Below are 22,230 nucleotides of genomic sequence, written 5' to 3'. Positions count from 1 at the left end.
CAAATATCGTCGTAGAGGAGATGTTCCACTTCATGAAGCTTCAACTTAGCAAGCGGGCCAGCATCAGTTTGTTCGCTTCAATGGCCATGACGCTGACGACCGTGCCACTGACCGGCTATGCAGCAGGCCCCAGTCTTCCCAACGCTTTCATTTCCGTTGCTGCATACGGGGCGAACGGGGCGGATACGCTCGACGACCGTGCCGGTATCCAAGCGGCGATCGATGCCGCGCAGGCAGGAGACACCGTTCTTATCCCTAAAGGAACGTACGTATTATCAGGCACCGTGAATGGTAAATCAGGCGTGACCATCAAGGGGGAGAATCGCGATAGCACCATCGTCAAATACGCGGGAACCACGGATACGTTTATGTTCAAATTCCTCAACGCCTCCAATGCGGCGATCAAGAATTTGACGCTGGACGGCAACAACAGCACGATCCTGATGTCGGCAACCGTATCCGAAGGCGGCAGCGGCAACGTGATGAGCGGCTTGAAGGTGAGGGATTTCGTGGCGACCGAAGGGTTCGGCCCGCATGCCTTGCTCGGCGACCATACGGACCGTCTGACCGTCTCGGACAATGTCATTACGAATATCGGCGTTCAATCCATCTGGGGCGCGGGCGTTCGCGTAGGATGGAATTCGACGAACGCGCTTATCGAACGCAACGTCATCGCGGATACGGGGCGCGGCGGCATTTTCCTCAATGACGGCAGTTCGGGAGCTATCGTTCGCGGTAACAAAATCACCGGCTCGGGCAAGAAAGAAAACGGCCTGTCCATCGAGCTTCATACGGACACCGACAACTCCATTATCGAGGACAACGACGTCGATCACTGGATCAGCGCGGTTCGTTCCAAGACGATCGCCGTTCGCCGGAACGTCGTGCATGCGACAGACGGCTCCGTCGGAGCGATCGGACTTGAAATCATGGCGGACAATACGGTCACGTCCGACAACGTGGTCGACGGCGGCCAGCAGGTCGGCATCCAGCAATCGCCGAGCACGGGCCATCAGCTGTGGGGCTACAATGTAGTCAAAAACCTCGTCATGTGGGGCATGCAGCTCCAAGGCGCAGGATCTTCGGAGACCGAGCAGTTCCAATATTTCTATAAGAACAGCTTCATCAATACGCAGCTCGGCAATCCGAAAGCAGCTTACCCGGGCTACGAAGGCAATGGCATCCGTATTCACGGCAATTCGCAGAACCTGACGTTCGACAGCAACCTCATCTCGGGCAACGGGCGCAAGGCGATCGAGCTTACTGGCGCTCCGGGCGTGGACAAGCTGAGCTTCACCAATAATCTGATTTATGGCAACAAAGACGTTACCATGGATCCGTATCCGACGGCTGCCAAGGATTTGGAATGGTCGGGCAATCTCGTCTACAAGAACGGGAATAACGCGCAGCCGACCTCGAAAGGATTCGCGAACGCGAAGCCGAAAGCCAATTTTACGATTCCGCTGCTCGTCCGCGAAGGCGAGCCCGTAACGTTTAACAGTACGTCGACGGACAATGGATCGATCGCGACTTACTTATGGGATTTCGGCACGGGGCTTCCAAGCGCTTCGTCGAGGCCTACGTTCGTCTACAATCAAGCCGGCATCTATCGCGTCACGCTCGTCGTCTGGGATAATGAAGGCCGCGCGGGCTTGAAGGAATCCATCATTCTCGTCAGACCGGGCGCGAAGGATACGAAGAAGCCGTCGGCGCCGACGAACGTCGCTTCTCCGTCCCAAACCGACGAGACGATCGTTTTGACATGGAATCCGGCTTCCGATAATGTCGGGGTCGTCGGATATGACGTGTACCGGGACGGTGTCCTTGCAGGCTCCACGGCTCCTGGAGAAACCTCGATCAAGCTTACCGGATTGACGGCTCTTACGAACTACAGCATTACGGTGAAGGCAAGAGATGCGGCGGGTAACGTTTCTGATCCAAGCGCCGCGCTGGGCGTGACGACGGAAGCGCCTGATGCGACGGCTCCTACGGCTCCGGGCCAACTGGCCGCAGCATCGGTAACGGGCACGAGCGCGAGCCTGACTTGGAGCGCGTCCACGGATAACAAAGCCGTGACGGGCTACATTGTCTATCGCAATGGCATCCAAGTCGGCACGACGACCGGGGCTGGCGCAACGTCGTATACGGCAGGCGGCCTGATTCCGGGCACGTCAAGCCTCTTTACCGTCAAGGCGATCGATGCGGCGGGCAATCGTTCGGAAGCGAGCAATGAGGCGGAAGCCGTCTTGGCGCCGCCGTCTTCGCCGGTCGTGTATCTCAGCGACTATGCGTTCGATTCGGGAACGGCAGGATGGGGCTCGGTCAATAAGGACAAATCGTCCGACGGCAAACCGATCACGTTGAACGGCGTCGAATATCCGAAAGGCTTAGGCACGCATGCGGCTTCGACCGTCGTGTATACGCTGGGCGGACGTTATGCCTCCTTCCATGCGGCCGTCGGCGTCGACGACGAGACGTTCGGTAACGGAGATGTCAGCTTCGAGGTATGGCTGGACGGCGTCAAAGCGGCCGACAGCGGCGTCATGACGGCAACCACGGATACAAAGCTGATCGACCTGGACATCAGCGGCGTCAACGAGCTGAAGCTGGTCGTTACGAACGGCATTGCCGGCGGCGATTGGGATCATGCGGACTGGGGAGACTTGCAGATCGTATATCCAAGCACGCCGTAACTGGACCAAGAAGATGAAGCATGCGGGAGCCGGGCAGGGTTTCCTGCCCGGTTTGGGTGTCGAGAAAATCAAAACCGCACCAATTGAGATGCAGATCGCCAATGCAGACCAATATCGCCGTGTTTCCGAATATGGACCTAGCGATCCTGGTTCTAACGGTTGAAAGATTGGCTATTCGCTTCAAAATGCCCCTCTTGGTTCACTAATGGTTGTCAGCGAGCTTATTGCAAGTAATTCCCGAGTAAATCAGCTCCTCTACGCTCAATAACGTCTGTCAGAACCATTAGAGTTTTGCACGCAGCCTAATACGTGAATTAGCAACGCTGGCAACCGTTAAGTTTCCGTCCGAACGCATGCTGCACGCTGAATACTAAATACTGAATACTGAATACTGAATACTGAATGCTGAATGCTGAATGCTGAATGCTGTATGTTGAATGTTGAATGTTGAATGTTGAATGTTGAATGTTGAATGTTGAATGTTGAATACTGAATGTTGATTGTTGAACCCTGAGCTACATGCTCCGCGTCACCTTCCACCGCTTGCCTCGGGCAGAGGTGGATGGATACGTACGGCTCAGCGGGGTATTTTGTCCTCCGAAGCCCGAATGCTGAACTGGAAACGAAAAAGAGAAACCCGCCATTTTGAAAAACGTATGGGCTTCTCTACAATCTGAGCCGGGCAGGGAAACCTGCCCGGTTTTTTTGCGCGCGACAAGCAAGGGAACTGGTAGTTGCAAAAACAATGTTCAAGTTTCTCACATAATGGGAAAACACGCTGCTGGCCAAGCCAGTTGTTTGTTATACTGATGACAGAATATATAACGTGTAATCTGACGATGAGGTGATGGGCTTGTCAGGTGTTATCGGAAAGGCGATCGAAATCTTGGATACGCTCGTTCCCCAAGGGATGGAGAAGGAGCTCAGCGTCACGGAAATCAGCAAGCAGCTGAATATGCCGGTCCAAAGCGCGCACCGGATCCTGAATTCGCTCACGCAATACGGCCTGGTCGCTCAGAACAGCAAGACGAAGAAATACAAGCTCGGCTTGTCGCTCATGAAATACGGCTTTCTGATGTGGGATAGCCTCATGTTTCGCTCCGTCGCCCGCCCCTACATAGAAGAGCTGTCGCAGAAGACAAGGGAAACCGTCTATCTGGCCAGCCGCGAGAACAACGAAGGCGTCTACATCGACTCCATCGATTCCCCGCAAATCTTGAAAATCTCCGAGCCGATCGGCCTTCGCTTGCCGCTCTACATCGGCGCCTCGAACCGCGCCATTCTAGCCTTCCTGCCCGTCAAGCTCCAGAACCAGCTCCTCAGCAGCGTCGATTGGCCTCAAGCCCCGTCCCTCAAGCCGCTTACGCTCGACTACATCCGCAACGATCTCCAGCAAATTCGCGCGCAAGGCTACAGCGTTACGACCGGAGAGGCGACAGAAGGAACGACAGGCATTGCCGCGCCGATTTTCTCCTACGAGCGGACGGTTGTCGGCTCCATCAACGTGGCGGGACCGGAGCTGCGGTTTCAACCGGACAAGATCGAGAAATACAGCTATTACGTGAAGAAATACGCGAGTCTGATCTCCACCGAGCTGGGATATCAAGGCGGTGCCGAGCGGCAAAAACAGTAAATTTTCATTCGATCCCGCTATGTGGGAAAAGTCCCTTTGGCGCTTGTTCGTTCGTCAATATAATGTGAGATAACCTAACTTAAGCAGATTGGTTTCCGTTCGAAGCCAAAGCTTCGAATGGAGCATGCTGCAAACGGCAGATTGGTTTCCGTTCGAAGCCAAAGCTTCGAATGGAGCATGCTGCAAACGGCAGATTGGTTTCCGTTCGATGCCAAAGCTTCGAATGGAGCATGCTGCAAACGGCAGATTGGTTTCCGTCGAAGCTCTAACTTCGAATGGAGCATGCTGCAGCCTATCAGCCTTGCCTGAAGGTTGGGGACACAGAGACGATCGAAAGAGAGGAATGGAGAATGGAACTCATACAGGAGCAGAAAGTAAGGCATCCGCTGGAACCGCTCAGCGGGGAGGAAATCGCATGCGCGGTCTCCATCCTGAAAGAGAAGCTGCAGCTGGGCGCCTACGACCGGTTCGTGTCCGTCATGCTGCGGGAGCCGGACAAAGAAGCCGTGCTAGCCTTTGAAGCAGACGCGCCGCCGGAGCGGGAAGCGTTCGTCGTGATTTTGAACAACGAGCGTAACGCCTGTTATGAAGGCGTCGTATCCATCACGGCCGGCGAAGTCATCTCTTGGAAGCACGTGCCCGGCGTCCAGCCGACGATCATGCTGGATGAACAGGTGGAATGCGAGCAGGCGGTCAAAGCATCGCCGGCATTTCGAAGCGCGCTGGCACGGCTTGGCGTGACCGACCCTTCTCTCGTCATGGTTGATCTATGGTCGGCAGGAAATTTCGGCGGGACGGAAGAGAACTCGATTCGAATGGCCCGTCCGCTCTGCTTCCTGCGCAGCGAACCCGGCGAGAACGGCTATGCGCGTCCGCTTGGCCTGATTCCCGTCATCGACCTCAATAGGATGGAAGTGCTCCGCGTCGAGGAGTATCCCTACCGGTCCATTCCAACGAAGCCGGCAGCCTATGCGCTTGGCGAGACCGGACCGCTTCGGACCGGTCTCAAGCCCATCGATATCACGCAGCCGGAAGGCCCAAGCTTCACGGTCGACGCGCACGAGGTCAATTGGCAGAAATGGAACCTCCGCGTCGGCTTCAACGCCCGCGAAGGCCTGACGATCCATACGGTCAGCTACGAGGACGGGGGACGAAGGCGGCCGATTCTGTATCGTGCCGCATTGTCGGAGATGGTCGTGCCCTACGGTGATCCCGGACCCACTCAGAACCGGAAAAATGCGTTCGACAGCGGCGAATACGGCATCGGCCAGTTGGCCAACAGCTTGGAACTCGGCTGCGACTGCGTCGGCTTCATCCGTTACTTGGACGCCGCCATGACGAACAGCCGCGGCGAGACGGTCGTCATCAAGAATGCGATCTGCATGCACGAGGAGGATTACGGCATTCTGTGGAAACATACCGATTGGCGCACGAACGAGGTGGAGGTGCGGCGTTCGAGAAGGCTCGTCATTTCGTCGATTTCGACCGTGGCCAATTACGAATACGGCTTCTTCTGGTATTTCTATCAGGATGGCAATATTGAATTTCAGATCAAGCTGACCGGCATTTTGTCCGTCGGATGTCTGGAGGAAGGTGAGAAGCCTTTATACGGGACGATGGTCGCGCCGGAGCTGTATGCGCCGAATCACCAGCATTTCTTCAATGTCCGTCTCGATCTGCAGATCGACGGGAGCGACAATTCCGTGTACGAGGTGGATACGGTGCCTGCGCCGCCCGGACCGGGCAACCCGATGAGCAATGCGTTCATGGCCAGGTCGACGTTAATGGCGACGGAGCAGGAAGCGATCCGGGATTTGAAGCTGGAGACGGCGCGGTATTGGAAATTCGTGAACGACAATGTGAAGAACGAGATGGGCGGCTCTGTCGGCTACAAAATCGTACCCGGCGAGAACTGCTTCCCTTTCGCCGCTCCTGGGTCGGATTTGATCAAGCGGGCAGGCTTCATCCAGCATCATCTATGGGTGACGCCTTACGATCGAGATGAAATGTACGCGGCAGGCAACTATCCGAATCAGCATGCCGGCGGCGATGGGTTGTCCAAATGGACGCAATCCGATCGCACTGTCGCGGATACGGATATCGTCGTCTGGTACACCATGGGTCACAATCATATTCCACGTCCGGAGGATTGGCCGGTCATGCCGGCGGCGTATACGGGATTCCTGCTTAAGCCGGTCGGCTTCTTCAGCGCGAGCCCCGCGCTCGACGTGCCGCCGACGGCCAAGAAAGCTTCGGCCAGCGTATCCGGCTCGTGCTGTTCCAGCGAAGGACATGGCTGATGGCGCGGACGTTGGAGAGACCGCAGGGCAACGAAGAAGACCGCCCTCTCGAGGAAAGGCGCGGGGAACATAGAAGAGGAGAAGAGAGAAGACTGTTCGCGCTGTCGACGCTTCCGGTCGTCGCGATGCTGCTCCTGCATGGCGTTCACTTGCTGCTTGTTCCGCTGCTTGCCGGTCTGAGTATTGGGCTGGGCGCCACGCACATGCATCATGCCCACGTTCAGGCGGAGACCGACATGACTATGACGATGCCGATGGGCGGCGAAAGCCCGCTGTCTTGGATGACGTTCATCCTGTTCATGCTGAATGGCATGGCACTGTATTATACGGGCCGTCTCATGGTCCGCTTGTGGCGTAACCGCTCGAAGCGTAGAGGACGCGCCGGCTGGATTCAAGCGGCCGTGTCGCTTCTGTCCGTCGGCGCAGGCATCGCGACGTTTGCCGCGTCGTAATAAGGAGGAGATGAAAGTGCGTAAGGGTGCGAGAGGGACAGGATCCATTCGTTCGTTAATGCTTAAAATCACGTTGGCAACGGCAGTCGTTTGGCTGCTGTCGATGACGTCGGCTTTCGCGGAGGATGCGGCGGCGCCTGTCGTCGATACGGGTGATACGGCCTGGATGCTCATCTCCTCGGCAATCGTCATGTTCATGTTCGTGCCCGGCTTGGCGCTGTTCTACGGCGGCATGGTCAGTTCGCGGAACGTGCTCTCCACGATGATGTACAGCTTGAGCAGCATGCTCGTCGTCAGCATCGTGTGGCTGCTCTGCGCGTATAGTCTCGCCTTCGGGCCGGATCTCGGCGGAATGATCGGAGGAGCCGATTTCTTCGGATTCCAGGGCGTCGGCGGGGACCCGGCAGGCGCGATGACGATACCGCATACGATATTCGCGATATTCCAATGCTTGTTCGCGGCGATTACCGTCGCGCTTATATCCGGGGCGGCGGCGGAAAGGATCCGCATCTCCGCCTGGGTGTTGTTCTCCGCGCTGTGGGTAGTCGTCGTATACGCGCCGATGGCGCATTGGACATGGGGCGGCGGCTGGCTGATGAAGCTGGGCGGGCTGGATTTTGCCGGGGGGACGGTCGTGCATATCCTGTCCGGCGTCAGCGCGCTCGTCGTGGCGCTTATGATCGGGCCGCGGGAAGGCTTCCCGCATCAGTAAGAGTCGATGCACAACGTCATTCTGTTCTTTATCGGCGGCATGGCGCTGTGGTTCGGGTGGATGGGCTTCAACGGCGGAAGCGCGCTCGCATCGGGCTCGCTTGCGGGACTCGCCTACGCGACGACGCATATGGCGGCGGCTGCCGGCGGCATTGCCTGGGCGGCGGTCGAATGGTACAAGAAGGGCAAACCGACCTTGGTCGGGACGGTTACGGGCGTCATTGCCGGACTGATCGCGATCACGCCTGCCGCAGGCTATGTCTCGGTCGTCTCCTCGCTCCCGATCGGAGCGGTTGCCAGCTTCGTTTGCTATTTCGGCGTCCACTTCCTGAAGGAGAGATTCCGTTATGACGACACGCTGGACGTATTCGGACTGCACGGGCTCGGCGGGATATGGGGAGCTATCGCGACGGGGATTTTTGCCAGCAAATCCGTTAATCCAGCAGGCAACGACGGGCTATTGTTCGGCAATCCGAAGCAAGTATTCATTCAATTGCTGGATGTCGGCGTCGCCATCGTCCTTGCGGCTGTCGGCACGTTCGTGCTGCTGAAGCTGATCAGCCTCATCGTGCCGCTTCGGGTCGCGAAGGACCAGGAAGAGGTCGGCCTCGATATCAGCCTTCATGGGGAGAACGCGTACAAATCGCCGGAGACGGTGCCCATTCCGAGCCGGCAGCCGGTCGTCGGTGCGCCGATCGATGTGATGTGAAGCGCCGATTTAACAGTAATCGTTCGCCGAACTGACGCAAGGCGCCATTATAATACCAAGAGGGCTTCCGTCAAGGGCGGGAGCCTTCTTCTTGTCCGCCTACTTTCCTTGTTCCCGTTCGCTGTGGTAAATTAGGGATATCAAGGTGTGTTTTTTTTGAAACGCAATCGAACCCATAGCCGTATTAGGTAGCATGAACGCTGAGAACAGCACAATATCGAGGAGGAAATGAAACATGTCTGTATTCAAAAGACTTCGCGACCTGACGTTATCGAACGTATATTCACTGATTGAGAAAGCTGAAGATCCGATCAAACTGACGGACCAATATATCCGCGACATGCATGAGGATTTAGAGGACGCCGAGAAAGCGGTGGCAGCGCAAATCGCGATCGAGAAGCGTTTCAAACAGCTGTATGAAGAACAAGAAGCGCTCGTGCAGAAACGCAATGAGCAGGCGCATACCGCGGCTTCCATTCAAAACATGGATCTGGCCAGACGCGCGCTCGAAGAGAAGAAAGCGGCCGAACAGAAGCGCGACGAGTACAAAACGAGCTACGATTCCAATAAAGCATCCGCGGACAATCTCCGCGCGAAGCTCAGCGAGATGCGCGATCAGCTCACGGAGATGAAGAACAAACGCGAAACGTTGGTAGCCCGTTACAAAGCGGCCAAGGCGCAGGCGGACATCAACAAATCGATGGCAGGCTTCGGAACCAACACCGCGGCTTCCGGCATGAAGCGGATGGAAGAGAAGATGCTTCAGGCGGAAGCGCAGGCCGAAGCAAGCAACGAAATGAACAGCAAAGCCAAATCGCTGGACGACGAGTTCGAATCGCTCGGCACGAACAAAGCCGTGGACGACGAGCTGGCGGCCTTGATGAAACAATACGAGAAAAAAGAGTAACTTGCCTTAAACGGCAAGCAAGTATCCTCAACTGCTAGCTATTGGAAAGAACGTCTGCCGGCATGGATCGCAAAGCAATGCAAGCTGCTTTCCATCCGCCCAAGGACGTTTTTTCTGTTTCCGTTCGAAGCCAGCTTCGATTGGAGCATTTTGCCATAGGCAGATTGGATTCACATTAGTCAATGGAGGTTTCAGGGCGCATGAACTTGGATGATATGCTCGGCATACTCGTATGGACCGGTGCGGGCGCGGTGCTGCTGATCGTACTGATGGCGGTCGATTCGTTATTTACCCGGTATAAGGATTTGGAAGAAATCAAGAAGGGGAATGTCGCGGTGACGACGCGCTTCATTATGAAGCTGCTCGCTCAAGCCTATATCCTGTCAAGGTCCATCGCGACATCGGACGATTTATGGGAAGCGCTGCTCGTATCGGCGATCTCGTTCGTCATTCTCCTGTTGATCGAAAGTCTCGTGGAATTCGCGCTGCGCGTTACGGCGGGGCTGGATTTGGCCGAAGGGACGAAGCAGAACCAGATCGCGACCGCCCTGTTCACGGGCTCGCTGCATGTGGCCGGAGCGCTCATCATCGGATCGTGTCTATAAACTAGAAGCGTAAGGGGAGCAATCGTCATGGGAATTTTCTCACGAATCAAAAATATCGTCGCGAAGCCTGAGCCGCCCAAGGCGGAGAAGAGCATGCTGTCGATTGGACCCGGAGATGTATGCGAGGTGTCGCTCGTTACGTATCAGGTCGTCGGCAGGCTGCAAAACCGCCAGCGTAATCTCGTCGTCCTTACGCTGCAGGACGGCTCTGCCATTCGTTATTTAACGATCGAAGAACGCGAGCGCACGGTCTACGCGATGTACGAACCGATCGACGGACGTCTGGATTCCATCGAGGAAGTGCCGACGGAGCTTGAACTGGACGACCGGGTCTATCATCTGGAGGAGCAATATTCCGGATTCGTCGTCGCGGCCGGCAAAACGCCGTTCGTTCAGGGCGGAGAGCAATATGTGTGGCAGTATCAATCGGATGATCAGCATCTGCTTCGAATCGAATGGCAGGACGGGCGGTTTATGCTGTACGAAGGGGAAGACGTGCTGCCCGCCGATGTCCGCGTTCTCCGCGGCAACTAGGAGGGAAGGACAACGATGCGAAGCAAGAGCTCTTTTGTACTCAAATTACTGCTCGTCTTCACGCTCGTCTTTCCGCTTCTGGCCGCTTGCGGCATCAATAAGAAGATCGAAGAGAATTATCCGCTTGAATCGGTAAACGGGAGCGGAGCGAGCACGTCTTACGTGTACCGCGCGGCGGGAGTCAGCGTGCCGGAGGTCGCCAAGGCGCTCACGGACGAATCCAAGCCGCAGCAGGAATCGCCCGAGAAGAAAGACCATATGTTCCTCGTGTATTCCGACCGGGTCATTCATCTGCAGCAGGATACGGCCAAGCCGGAAGATACGCTGATCGAGGTCGACTCGAAGGAATACGTACGGGATAACTATAGCTCCAGCTTTCTCCAGGGCTATTTGGTGGCAAGCGTCATAGGCAGCCTGTTCGATAATGGCCGGTACGGCCATGGAACTTATCGCGGCTACGATGACCGCGGGACGTACAAGCCGGCCGGCGGTACCTACCGTGCGCCGTCAACGCAGGAGAAAAAAGCCATTCCTCCGATGACGGTGACACGTACCGGTTCCATCTTCAAACGGTCGAAAAATACGGATTCGTCCACCAAGTCGGGTTCCGGCGGCGTACTCGGCAACCCTTCGAAGGGAAAGATTACGCGGGATACCGACAGCGGCAAGAAATCGGGCGGCTGGCTGTCGCCGCGCAAATCATCGAAGCCGAAGACGCGAGTCGGGTTCGGCAGAGTGTCCAGGCGACGATGAGGCGGTAAGGCAAAAAGCACGGCGAAAGCAAGACAAAAAGCAAGGCAAAAAGCACGGCGAGAAAACGATTAGTTTCTCTGACGTGCTTTTTTTGATCCTTGATTCCGGCTGCGTTATTTCTCATCGCTTGATTTTCCGATTCTGGTTGCACGTTAAAATCCAGACCGGCATGCTTCATTCATCTCGTAACGCTGCGCGTTCTTCTCCTATGAATCGATTACGACCCGAAGCGATGCCAAAAACAAGCATCAAGATCGATACGGCAAGCAAGGCAAGGAGGGGGACATTCCAACCGTTGGTCAGGTCATGCAGGTAGCCGAATAAGATAGGTCCCGTCGCGGCCAAAAAATAGCCTACCGATTGCGACATCCCGGATAATTCGGCCGCGTCATGCGCGTTCGTCGTTCGCAGACCGAATAGTACCATCGCCAGGCTGAACGAACAACCTGAGCTGATCCCTAATAGAATCGCCCATAGAAGAACAAGATGATTTCCGGATAGCAATCCGCCAATGCCGGTGAAGAAAAGGAGCCCCGTCAGGATCATAAGGGCCATTTGATTTTTCATGCGCTCGGCCAAAATGGGCACGATGAAGGTCACGGGAAGCAGAGCAAGCTGCATTAAGGAAAGTACCCATCCCGCGAAATCCGCGCTGATGCCTTGGGTTTTGAGAATATCCGGAAGCCAGGAAACGACGACATAAAATAGCATGGATTGCAATCCCATAAACAAGGTTACTTGCCAAGCAAGAGAAGATTTCCATAAATTCGCCCGTTTGCTGTTCAGCACCATTGTTTTTGCATTTTGCCGTTGACGTCTTAGCTGCGGAATCCATACGAGAAGGGCAATGATCGCCGGCAAGCCCCACAGACCCAAAGCCCCCTTCCAACCTAATCCTGTTTGATTGGCCGCAGGCACGCTGATTCCGGAGGCGATCGCGCCGCTCAGATTCATCGCAACCGAATAGACCCCGATCATGATGCCTATCTTCATCGGAAACTTCTCTTTAATCAGACTCGGCATCAATACATTGCAAATGGAGATCGCAAGGCCCAATAGGACCGTCCCGACCAACAAGAATCCGATATTCCAAGCGGAACGCATGGCAATGCCGATGATCAGAAGGAAGAGGGCGCCGAACAGAACCGAAGAAGTTCCATGCCGATGAGCCAACTTCGGCGCGACCGGCGACAGCAATGCGAACGCAAGTAAAGGAAGCGTGGTAATCAAGCCCGCCAATGTATTCGATATGCCCAAATCATCCCGGATCGTGCCGATTAATGGACCTACAGAAGTTAACGGGGCGCGTAAATTCGCCGCGATCAGAATCATTCCGAGGAACAGCAGTCCCCCAGCGGCAGTCGACGAGCTTCTATCTTGGGAACGGATTTTAGGTTGTGGTGAATCCATCTGTTTCCTGCACCTCGATTGTACGTATGAATTCGTTTATCGATTGCCGCACGGCCTGCGCGGCCAAATCGGGATCCTGCGCGACAATGGCATCAACCAGTTGATCGTGCATATGTTTCGGCAAGTTCTCGGCGAACTGTTCGTTTAGTATATCGATGATCGACTGTTGAATGGCTTCGGTAATATGCGTATATAAGTCGATCATGATCCGATTCCCGGTCGATTCGACAATGGTTTGGTGCAGCTTGATGTCTGCGTCCACATACCGCTTGAAATCCCCTTTAGCGCTATTCGAACGGCATTCCTGTTGATAATGCCGGATTTTCTCTATATCCTCATCCGTCCTTCTGACAGCGGCCAGCCTTGCCACTTCTTGTTCAAGCGCATGCCGAACTTCCAGCGTATCCAATAGACCTGCTTTTCGAACGCGTCGTTGAATAGCCGCGCCAAGCGTGCTGTCAGAAGACACGTAAGTCCCGTCTCCTTGCTTGGTCGTCAGAACTCCGGCGTGGCACAACGCTCGGATGCCTTCGCGCAGCGTGTTGCGGCTGACGTTCAAATCAGTGACCAACTCCGGTTCCGGGGGGATTTTCTTCCCTATCGGCCATGTGCCGGATTCGATTAAGGATTCGATTTGAAGGATGACTTGATCGACCAGGGACAGGGATTTGATTTTTTGAAGCACAATTCAAACCTCCAAACATAGGATGATTAGATGTTTGTATCGTAACATAGTTTCTGTTCGGTTGAAACCATCACTTAAATAAGCAGCATAAAATGGTCTTCCAACGGAAGACCATTTTTTATGCACCAAGAATTACGGTTTACTCGCAAGGATGCGGTCAAGAAACCGATCGGCATCGCGATTGAACTTCCAGCAAACCCCGAACTTATCGACCAGCATGCCAAAGCAGGAGGACCAAGGCGTATCGGATAACGGCATGATCACATACCCGCCGGCGCTTAAACGATTAAAGTATCGTTCGAGCGTTTGTTTATCATCGATGACCAGACTTATCAGGACATGGTTTCCTTTCACCAGCTCGCCGGTTACGGACTTCATGGAAGGCAATAGATCCGACATCATGATTTTCCCGCCATCGAACGCCAGCGATGACTCCATAATCATATTTAACTCGCTCTCCGTGAGCGGATAGTTAGAATCTTGCGGGAGATCCCTGAATTTAACTTGTTTGACTTCGGTTGAACTTAAAGCCTCCGAATAAAATTCAATCGCTCGTTCTGCATTTCCGTCAAAGTTTAAATACGCGATAGCTGACATAAAGCACGACCTCCTTCTTGTGATAAAAGGAGTATAATCTACAATAGGTGACAGCTTTATGTCGCCGTTCTTAGACGAGGCAGAGAAATAAGAGGGGGAACTATGGACAAAGTCGAGAGGCTGATTTCGATCATCATGATTTTGCTGAGAAAAAATATCGTTTCAACTAGCGAATTCGCGCAATTATTCAACGTTTCTAAACGAACGATTCTGCGCGATATGGAAACACTGTGCTTGTCGAACATCCCGATCTATGCGACTCACGGCGTTAATGGCGGATACGGCATTATGGAAGAATACAAGGTCGATAAACGTCTATTAAGCAGCTCCGATCTAGAGAATATACTAGCAGCGCTCGGCGGACTGGAACAAATTCTATGGAGCGACAAAGTTGAAACGACAATAAGAAAAATAGAGGCGATGGTTAGCCCGACGTCTCCGGATAGATCCATTCGACTTTCCTTTTATGAATGGAAAGGACGGTCAGAGCTGCTTGAAACCTTGAAGACATGCCAAGAATCGATCGTCAAGCAAAGGTTGGTTTCATTTGATTACATGGATAAAAACGGCATGGCGACAACTAGGATCGTCGAGCCGTATCAGCTTCATTTTAGCGAAACGAGTTGGTACCTGAAAGGATTTTGTCTGCAGCGCATGGGATACAGAACGTTTAAACTAGCTCGAATCGATAACCTTCATTCGGATGAAAAAACATTCGTCCCTAGAGATTTTGCAGCAGAACAAGAACGCGAAGCCGATTATCGTCCGCAGCTTGTCGCTATTCAGGCATTGATTTCGCCGAGCATACAAGATCAGATCATTGAGAGGTACGGCCGACAGAGCATTGAAAACGACAACGCTGAATTTGTATCGGCAACCATTCATGTCCCTCAAAACAATACGGGATTTCAATTCTTGGCAAGCTTCGGCACGAATCTAAAGGTCGTAGAGCCGAGACCGTTCGTGGAAGAATTCCGAACGTTTTTAAGTGAAATGATGGATAGATATGCTTGAATGGAGAGCTTACGGCAAGGTTTATAGACAAATTCCGGTAGTCCCCGATAACCGATCCTAGACCTCGCGTTCAAGCAATTGACGCGAATCGCTCTTTTAGCGCACGGCCGTTTTGAGGTATGATGGGGAGGTCATGATTGCGGATGGTACATCGGGTACATAGGGAAGGAGCTTGAAAATGAAACGTTGGTTGTCTCCGCTGAATACGGTTGTGTTCACGCAGTTTCTGGGCGCATTCGCGGATAATTTGAATTTTTTCTTGATCGTCGGCATGGTGAAGCGACAAGGCGTGGACAACCCGGATATCGCGGTCAATTATATTCAGATCGCGTTCCTTGCCGCATACGTCGTGCTGGCGCCGATCGTAGGCGCGTTCGCGGACAAGAAAGCGAAGTCGAACGTGCTGCTGCTCGGCAATGTCTTGAAAGCGATCGGCATCGCGCTCCTGCTGTTCGGACTGCCGCCTGCGCTTTGTTTCGTGTTCGTGGGCATCGGCGCGGTCGTCTATTCGCCGGGCAAATACGGCATTCTGACGGAGCTGACGAATACGGAAGACGAGCTGCTTCGAGCCAACGCGAAGGTAGAGGGTTCGACGATATTGGCGATTCTGCTCGGTACCGTCGCGGGCGGCTTCCTGGCGCAAAATTCCGATTTGCCGGCCGTGCTGACTTGTCTTGGCGTCTACCTCCTGTCCTTATTCATGTCGCTCCTCATACCGGCAAGGGCGGGCAATGCCAGTCTGCGTTACGGGAGGGAAGCGATGCAATTCCTGCGTGATTTCGGGACGATGTTTCGCAATCCGCGGGCAAGATTCTCGCTCATCGGCACGGGTTCCTTCTGGCTGACCGCTGCGGTGCTTCGCATTGCGCTGATCGCATGGCTGCCGCTGAATCTGGGCATTACGGATACGGATCAGCAGTCCATGATGATCGGCATTACGGCGATCGGCGTCGTCTTCAGCGCGTTCCTGACGCCAAAGCTGGTTCCTGCCGGCAAGCTGCACCGGGCATTCTTTTACGGACTGTTCATGGTCGCATCGGTCATGCTGGCCACCGTCACTTACGAGCTGTGGCTGACGATCATCCTGCTGTTCCTGATCGGCATCTTCGGCGGCATCTTCGTCATACCGCTGAACACGATGCTTCAGGAGGAAGGGAAATCGACGATCGGCTCAGGCAAAACGATCGCCGTGCAAAATTTCAGCGAGAACATTCTCACGGTATCCGGACTGACCATCTATTTGACGCTCAGCCAAATGAACGTCTCCGTGAATGGCTCCGTGATCGGAATCGGTCTCGTGCTGCTGCTGTTTATCCTGTTTCTGGCGACGCAGCTGCCGAGCATTACGGGAGGACGGCGCAAGCGCAACGCCGGACGCAAGCAGGCTTCCTAGCAAAGCGACACTTATTATAGAAGAAACACGTTTGCGGGCATGTCCGGAGATCGGAAAAAGCGGGAAAATCCTTATCCAAAAGTAGGGGATATTCGAAGACGGAGCAAGCTTTTACGTGGTATTTGAGACTGCGGAGTGAGTCGTATCTTGCGTTTTCGTAAACCTATTATAAAATTTCACTAAAACTTCTACTAAGATCATATAAAGTAGCCTCTCATTTTGCCGCGGCCGCGGCAAAAAATGAGAGGCTATTTTGCTGCTTTACGGAAACATAAGCTAGTCGAATGGTTCAAACCGGTACGAGCTCGGGTAATTGGATGCCGAATCTCAAACTGCAAATGGAGGGCAATCATCATGTTCGTCAACACGATCAGGAAGCTCAAATGGTTAATCCGATTTGGAAAAGGCAGCCACTTGCTAAGGGATCTTCCTTGGATTAAAGGGAAGCTCTACGTAAACAAAGCGGGGACCATTCGAATGGGGAAACGGGTAAGGTTCGTTGGCCGGCCCTGGGCAACGCAGCTAACCGTGGATAAAGGCGCATTACTGGAAATCGGCGACCGAACGTTCATTAACGCGGGGGTCGGCATCGCGGCTCGCCAGCGCGTGACCATCGGAGACGATGTCAAAATCGGTCCCCGCACGAGCATTCTGGACAGTACATATCATCAATTGGATGCGAGCGACAGTCAAGGCGCCGGCAAACCGATCATCATTCGCAACAACGTCTGGATCGGCACGCGGTGCACGATTCTGCCGGGCGTGACCATCGGCGAGAATTCCGTCGTCGCCGCAGGCAGCATCGTGAACAAAGACGTGCCCCGAAATGTGCTCGTCGCCGGAACGCCGGCAAGAGTCATCCGGGAGCTCGATATTCCGACGGGATGGATCAGGCAGTAGAAGACTTCGGATGTAGATGAAAACGCCGGCTCTCGTTTGGACGTGAGCCGGCGTTTTTTCTCTCATAAATCTCATTGTACCCCCTAGTTGTTGCGCAAAAGGACCATAGCAGATACCGCATTCTGAGTAACGATTGGTTCTTTCAGTAAATAATGGTATAAAATTCAATTACAATATAAGGTTCTAATGGTTGTCGAATCCAAAATATGTGTCCAAATTGTGTACGTAACAATTTTCCGGCACCGACCGCTTTCGTTCGACGCCTCTGCAAACGCCCATGAAATCGGGATTCCGCATGGGTAATGAGGCCTGCGGTCCGACACATCCCGTAACGGCGAAAAAAGGAATTTATGAAAACGGTTTCAATTATTATAATTTTCTTTCACAGCCAGCACTTCGGCAATTTCTCGCTTCGGCTCCGCGGAAGCTCCCCTTGCATGCAAAAAAGAGATCAATCGACAAAGTTCATTCATGGTAATTGAGTCTAAGGTCACTGTTCATGTGTGGATGTTCGATGAATAAATTCGGTACTCCTGTAGTATGTCCATGTCAATTTCTACAAGGTATGTTGGGAATATAACGAATTGTCCGAATTTGAGGATATATGGCGAGAACATTAGGGTTCTCTCATACTTCGCAAGTGAGACGCTGGTCGTCTCGGAGAGGGCATGGTCACTGGCGTGCTGATTGTACAACCGGAATTCTGTGTTGAATAAACGGCAAGAAAGGTGATGATCACGATGGCAATTCAGATCGAATCAAAACGGCTTCTTATCGAGGAGCGCAACCGGATCGCCGAAGAGCTTCACGATCGCGTTTCCCAGCATTTGTTCGGTATCATTTATGCGATTCATTCCATGTCGAACGATTGGAAAGATATGACCGACCAGCAAAAGCTTGAGCAGCTGAAGGAAATCCAGGGAGCGGCCTCGACGGCTTCCGGCGAGTTGCGCGCCACGATTAACTGCCTTAGCGCGTCCAAGAACGGCAATGGCACTTGGATCGGGATCGTCAAATCGCAATTAGCCAACCAGGCCAAGCTCAACGGCATCCAAATCCTTTTCCATGCCCCGCAGTCCGGCGGTCTCCTGTCCATCAACCACCAAAAAGCATTGTATCGCATCATTCTTGAAGGCGTGGGCAATGCGATCCGTCATGGCGCCAGTAAATGCGTTCGCGTGGATTTGACCATGAAGCAGGGCGCCGTCAAACTCTCGATCGAGGACGACGGAAGCGGCTTCGACGTCAGATCCAAACTGAACAAGACCGGACCCGGATTCGGGTTATGTAATATGCATGCGCTTGCCGTATCCCTTGGCGGCACCTTCGAAATCGAAAGCAAGGAAGGAATCGGAACCCGAATCCTTCTATGGCTGCCGCTGTCCGACGCGGCCGGCACGAATGAAGAACTAACAACTCAAACTACGAAAAGCGGGTGATAAGCATGAAAGTCGTTATAGTTGACGATCATCCATTGGTCCGTAAAGGGCTCATTGCCGTACTTGCAAACGAAGAAGAAATCGAAGTTGTCGGCGTATCGGAATCGGTCGAAGATGCGATGCAAATTATCGACAAGACGAAGCCCGATCTGGCGATCGTCGATATCCGGCTCGGAGACCGAACCGGATTTGAATTGGTGGAAAGCTTCGGGCATACGGGATGCCGTTTCATTATGCTCACCTCGTCCGCGGCGGAATTCGATGTGCGCAGGGCCGAGGAGAGCGGTGCCGACGGGTACGTGCTCAAGGATTCGATGCCCGAGGAGCTCTTGCTCGCGATCAAAATGGTCGACCGCGGCCGCAAATACTTCGATCAAGGGCTCATGGAAGTGCTGATCCGGAAGGAAGCGGACGATCCGCTCGAGAAGCTCACGCCGAAGGAGAGAGAAGTATTGATCTCGCTCGGCGAAGGTTTGTCCAACGGCGCCATGGCGAAGAAGCTGATGATCAGCGAGTTTACGGTCAAGAAGCATGTCAGCCGCATCTTCCAAAAATTGAACCTGAACGACCGTACCCAAGCTGCCCTCTATGCGCAGTCGCGCGGTATGGCGGCATATACGCCGCCGGACGATCGCGAGGAGGAGAATCTGGGCGCTACTGCTACTAAAGTGTAACAAAGGGTGGTCCGTTAGTGCCCGGACGGCGTACGACCGGAGTAGAAATAAAATCATCCTGGCGCGTAATAGTCTTGTAAGGCTTCGTAGCTATAGAATGAAATAGAACCAAGAGACTTGTTGAATTTTGCGGAATGGAACCTGTAGAACGACTTGCGGAAAAAGCATAAACGTGCTGAAACGGGCAAGAGAATTACCAACATAAGTCAGAATATTCAGAAAAAATAGTTTTGTTCATTCCTCAATGAACGAAATCGGTATCGGAGGAAACAGCTTGGAATTGCTACGATATTGGAGTTTTATTCGAAAAAGGCTCTGGATGATCGCTCTGATCACGGTTGTCAGCTGCACGGCGGTCGGCTACTACTCGACCCATCTCCTGCGACCGCAATACGAGGCCTCCGCCGAGCTGATCGTCAGCAGTTTGCAGTCGAACCCGAAGAGCACGACTGCCGATGTCGGATCCATCAGCTCTGACATTATGCTCATCAAAACTTACAAAGAAATCATCCGGACGCCTCGCATCATGGCGAAAGTAGCGGTTCAATATCCTGATTTGCACGCCTCCGCCGAAGAACTCATCGCTAAAATCAGCGTCAACGCCGTCAATGAAACGCAGATCATGTCCATATCCGCCAGGGACGGATCTTACGAACGGGCAGCGAACATGGCGAATGCCGCTTCGAAAGTGTTTCAGCAGGAAGTGAAGACGCTTATGAAGCTCGACAACGTGTCCGTCCTGAACTGGGCCGATACGACGAAGCAGCGGTTGCCGGTATCGCCGCATCCGACGACGAACGTCATCGTCGCGTTCATCCTCTCGACGATGGTCGGAGTCGGCATTGCCTTCATCCTCGACCAACTCAACAACACGGTGAAGAGTGAAGAGGAAATCGCGGAGCTGCTGGGCATTACCGCATTGGCGGCGATTCCCAAAGTGAAGAAACGCGATCTGGCCGATCGGCACAAGCGCTCGAAAATGACGAGTCTGGGAGGTGGAAGAGATGTCACGCTCGATTCTTAAACGGAGTCTAATTGCGGAGACGCACCCGGCTTCGACGGTTTCGGAAGCTTATCGCGGCCTGCGGACCCATATCGAATTCTCGAGTCGGGGCGAAGCATTGAAAACCATCGCGATTACTTCCGCCTTGCCCGAGGAAGGCAAAAGCACGGTTGCGGCCAATATCGCGGTGACCTACGCTCAGGCAAACAGACAGGTCCTGGTCATTGACGCGAATATGCGGAAGCCCGCCCAACATGAAATCTTCGGTCTGTCCAATGCGCAAGGATTGAGCACGGCGCTCGCCGAGCGATACGAGCTCGACGATATCGTCAAACCGACGAACATCGAGAATCTCAAGGTGATTCCGGCCGGACCCATTCCCCCGAATCCGGCGGAACTGCTGGATTCGGCGTTCATGACGAAGCTGCTGGAATCGTCGAAGGAACGGTTCGACATCGTCATTATCGATACGCCGTCAGTCAACGCGTTCTCGGAAGCGCTGGTCGTAGCCAGCAAGAGCGACGGCGTCGTGCTGGTCATGAAAGCCGGAAAATTAAAAAACGAAATGGCATTAAAGGCGAAAGCGTCTTTGGATTATGGCCATGCAAAGATCATCGGCGCGGTATTGAATCAAGTCGGCCGCACCTGATCGGCGCCAAATCCAGCTCATGCCCGCAATAAGGAAATGTCTCCTGCTCCTCTATCACCGGAGGCACTCGGTCATGCTGTGGGTCAATCGGCCTTAGACGTTCATCGTCAATGGTGTGATGAGAGGATGGGTTAGATGCCCGCTGCTCCATGATTTATCTAAAAATACGAGCTATGTTTACTCGTAATGGAGAAAACATAGCTCGTATTTTTAGCATCATGAACAGACAGACAGATAGAAAGAAAAAAACGGATAGGGTGAAATCATATGAAAAAAGTGAGAAAAGCGATTATTCCCGCGGCTGGACTCGGAACGCGATTCCTGCCCGCAACCAAAGCAATGCCGAAAGAAATGCTTCCTATCGTCGACAAGCCGACCATTCAGTACATCGTGGAAGAAGCGATCGCATCCGGCATCGAAGACATTATCGTCGTCACGGGCAAAGGGAAACGGGCAATCGAAGATCACTTTGACATCGCCTTTGAGCTGGAGCAATCGTTGGAGGAGAAAGGGAAGCTGGAAATTCTGAAGAAGGTCCAGCAATCCTCGAACGTTGAGCTTCACTATATCCGTCAGAAAGAAGCGAAGGGGCTCGGGCATGCCGTATGGTGCGCGCGGAATTTTATCGGCGACGAACCGTTTGCGGTGCTGCTCGGCGACGATATCGTCCAGTCCGACGTTCCTTGTACGAGACAGCTTATCGAGCAATACGAAATCACGGGCAAATCGGTCATCGGCGTGCAAACCGTCAGTTCCGAACAGACGGACCGATACGGCATCGTGGACCCGCTCGAGAAATTCGAACGTCTCTATAAAGTGAATCGTTTCGTGGAGAAGCCCCCGAAAGGACAAGAACCGTCGAATTTGGCAATCATGGGCCGCTATGTGCTGACCCCGGAAATATTCGAATATTTAGGCAGGCACGAGACCGGATCGGGCGGCGAAATTCAGCTGACCGACGCGATACAGAAATTGAACGAAGACTTAGGCGTCTATGCGTACGATTTCGAAGGCATTCGCTACGACGTCGGCGAGAAGCTCGGCTTCATCACGACGACGATCGAATTCGCCCTGCGTAACAACGAGCTCAAGTACACCCTCGTCAAGGCGCTTGAAAGCATCCTGGAACGAGAGAAAGTGAGTGGATACAATGGTCCAGCACTATGATC

The 22,230-nt window shown here is 53.6% G+C and carries 19 protein-coding genes and 1 pseudogene; 17 read left to right on the top strand and 3 right to left on the bottom strand.

The features are described 5' to 3' along the window. Window positions 1-32: 32 nt before the first annotated feature. The 9 genes and pseudogenes from AC0YNU_RS03225 (at window position 33) to AC0YNU_RS03185 (ending at window position 11,297) form a co-directional block, all read left to right on the top strand. Window positions 33-2,693 (top strand): NPCBM/NEW2 domain-containing protein, encoded by a 2,661-nt coding sequence (locus AC0YNU_RS03225; RefSeq protein WP_475753049.1) that lies wholly within the window; start codon window positions 33-35, stop codon window positions 2,691-2,693. A gap of 853 nt (window positions 2,694-3,546) precedes the next feature. Then, window positions 3,547-4,326, top strand: a complete 780-nt coding sequence (locus AC0YNU_RS03220) for an IclR family transcriptional regulator (RefSeq protein WP_475753047.1) — start codon at window positions 3,547-3,549, stop codon at window positions 4,324-4,326. A gap of 350 nt (window positions 4,327-4,676) precedes the next feature. Next, window positions 4,677-6,626 carry a primary-amine oxidase gene (locus AC0YNU_RS03215; protein WP_475753045.1) on the top strand — a complete coding sequence of 650 codons (1,950 nt, stop codon included), beginning with the start codon at window positions 4,677-4,679 and terminating at the stop codon, window positions 6,624-6,626. Beyond that, complete coding sequence (locus AC0YNU_RS03210; protein ID WP_475753043.1) at window positions 6,626-7,078, top strand: hypothetical protein; 453 nt, start codon at window positions 6,626-6,628, stop codon at window positions 7,076-7,078. Before AC0YNU_RS03215 ends, AC0YNU_RS03210 begins: the two co-directional genes overlap by 1 nt. A 166-nt stretch (window positions 7,079-7,244) precedes the next feature. Beyond that, window positions 7,245-8,498, top strand: a pseudogene (locus tag AC0YNU_RS03205) (ammonium transporter). A gap of 235 nt (window positions 8,499-8,733) precedes the next feature. Further along, entirely contained in the window at window positions 8,734-9,405 is a 672-nt protein-coding gene (locus AC0YNU_RS03200) for a PspA/IM30 family protein (RefSeq protein ID WP_475753041.1), read from the top strand. 200 nt (window positions 9,406-9,605) lie between these two features. Continuing rightward, window positions 9,606-10,010: a DUF350 domain-containing protein gene (locus AC0YNU_RS03195; RefSeq protein ID WP_475753039.1), complete on the top strand. Its 405-nt coding sequence runs from the start codon at window positions 9,606-9,608 to the stop codon at window positions 10,008-10,010. A gap of 27 nt (window positions 10,011-10,037) precedes the next feature. Further along, a complete protein-coding gene (locus AC0YNU_RS03190) occupies window positions 10,038-10,544 on the top strand; it encodes a DUF4178 domain-containing protein (protein ID WP_475753037.1) in 507 nt (168 codons plus the stop codon). Between the two features lie 15 nt (window positions 10,545-10,559). Further along, the gene (locus AC0YNU_RS03185; protein ID WP_475753035.1) at window positions 10,560-11,297 is read left to right on the top strand and encodes a DUF4247 domain-containing protein; all 738 of its coding nucleotides are present in this window, start codon (window positions 10,560-10,562) and stop codon (window positions 11,295-11,297) included. Window positions 11,298-11,471: 174 nt separating this feature from the next. On the opposite strand, the gene AC0YNU_RS03180 is transcribed toward AC0YNU_RS03185, so the two are convergent. The 3 genes from AC0YNU_RS03180 to AC0YNU_RS03170 all read right to left on the bottom strand — a co-directional run bounded on the left by AC0YNU_RS03180 (window position 11,472) and on the right by AC0YNU_RS03170 (window position 13,989). After that, window positions 11,472-12,707: a CynX/NimT family MFS transporter gene (locus AC0YNU_RS03180; protein WP_475753033.1), complete on the bottom strand. Its 1,236-nt coding sequence runs from the start codon at window positions 12,705-12,707 to the stop codon at window positions 11,472-11,474. Further along, window positions 12,688-13,392 (bottom strand): FadR/GntR family transcriptional regulator, encoded by a 705-nt coding sequence (locus AC0YNU_RS03175; RefSeq protein ID WP_475753031.1) that lies wholly within the window; start codon window positions 13,390-13,392, stop codon window positions 12,688-12,690. The genes AC0YNU_RS03180 and AC0YNU_RS03175 overlap by 20 nt, the downstream gene beginning before the upstream one ends. A gap of 132 nt (window positions 13,393-13,524) precedes the next feature. After that, window positions 13,525-13,989, bottom strand: a complete 465-nt coding sequence (locus AC0YNU_RS03170) for a VOC family protein (protein WP_475753029.1) — start codon at window positions 13,987-13,989, stop codon at window positions 13,525-13,527. Window positions 13,990-14,091: 102 nt separating this feature from the next. Between AC0YNU_RS03170 and AC0YNU_RS03165 the strand changes: the two genes are divergently transcribed. The 8 genes from AC0YNU_RS03165 to galU all read left to right on the top strand — a co-directional run bounded on the left by AC0YNU_RS03165 (window position 14,092) and on the right by galU (window position 22,228). Beyond that, complete coding sequence (locus tag AC0YNU_RS03165; protein WP_475753027.1) at window positions 14,092-15,003, top strand: helix-turn-helix transcriptional regulator; 912 nt, start codon at window positions 14,092-14,094, stop codon at window positions 15,001-15,003. 178 nt (window positions 15,004-15,181) lie between these two features. Then, window positions 15,182-16,396, top strand: coding sequence for a lysophospholipid transporter LplT (gene lplT / locus AC0YNU_RS03160; protein ID WP_475753025.1), 1,215 nt, complete (start codon window positions 15,182-15,184; stop codon window positions 16,394-16,396). Between the two features lie 354 nt (window positions 16,397-16,750). Beyond that, on the top strand, window positions 16,751-17,296 hold the full coding sequence (locus AC0YNU_RS03155) for an acyltransferase (protein WP_475753023.1): 546 nt from the start codon (window positions 16,751-16,753) through the stop codon (window positions 17,294-17,296). 740 nt (window positions 17,297-18,036) lie between these two features. Beyond that, a complete protein-coding gene (locus AC0YNU_RS03150; protein ID WP_475753021.1) occupies window positions 18,037-18,735 on the top strand; it encodes a sensor histidine kinase in 699 nt (232 codons plus the stop codon). Window positions 18,736-18,740: 5 nt separating this feature from the next. Then, complete coding sequence (locus AC0YNU_RS03145; protein ID WP_475753019.1) at window positions 18,741-19,409, top strand: response regulator; 669 nt, start codon at window positions 18,741-18,743, stop codon at window positions 19,407-19,409. A gap of 274 nt (window positions 19,410-19,683) precedes the next feature. Beyond that, window positions 19,684-20,433, top strand: a complete 750-nt coding sequence (locus AC0YNU_RS03140; RefSeq protein ID WP_475753017.1) for a YveK family protein — start codon at window positions 19,684-19,686, stop codon at window positions 20,431-20,433. Further along, window positions 20,414-21,061, top strand: a complete 648-nt coding sequence (locus AC0YNU_RS03135; protein ID WP_475753015.1) for a CpsD/CapB family tyrosine-protein kinase — start codon at window positions 20,414-20,416, stop codon at window positions 21,059-21,061. Before AC0YNU_RS03140 ends, AC0YNU_RS03135 begins: the two co-directional genes overlap by 20 nt. 267 nt (window positions 21,062-21,328) lie before the next feature. After that, a complete protein-coding gene (galU, locus tag AC0YNU_RS03130) occupies window positions 21,329-22,228 on the top strand; it encodes a UTP--glucose-1-phosphate uridylyltransferase GalU (protein ID WP_475753013.1) in 900 nt (299 codons plus the stop codon). The last annotated feature ends 2 nt before the right edge of the window (window positions 22,229-22,230 follow it).

Source organism: Paenibacillus sp. J31P316, from assembly GCF_056269105.1.
The sequence above is the reverse complement of the archived record's forward strand: the minus strand, read 5'-3'. Positions and strand labels throughout refer to the sequence as shown.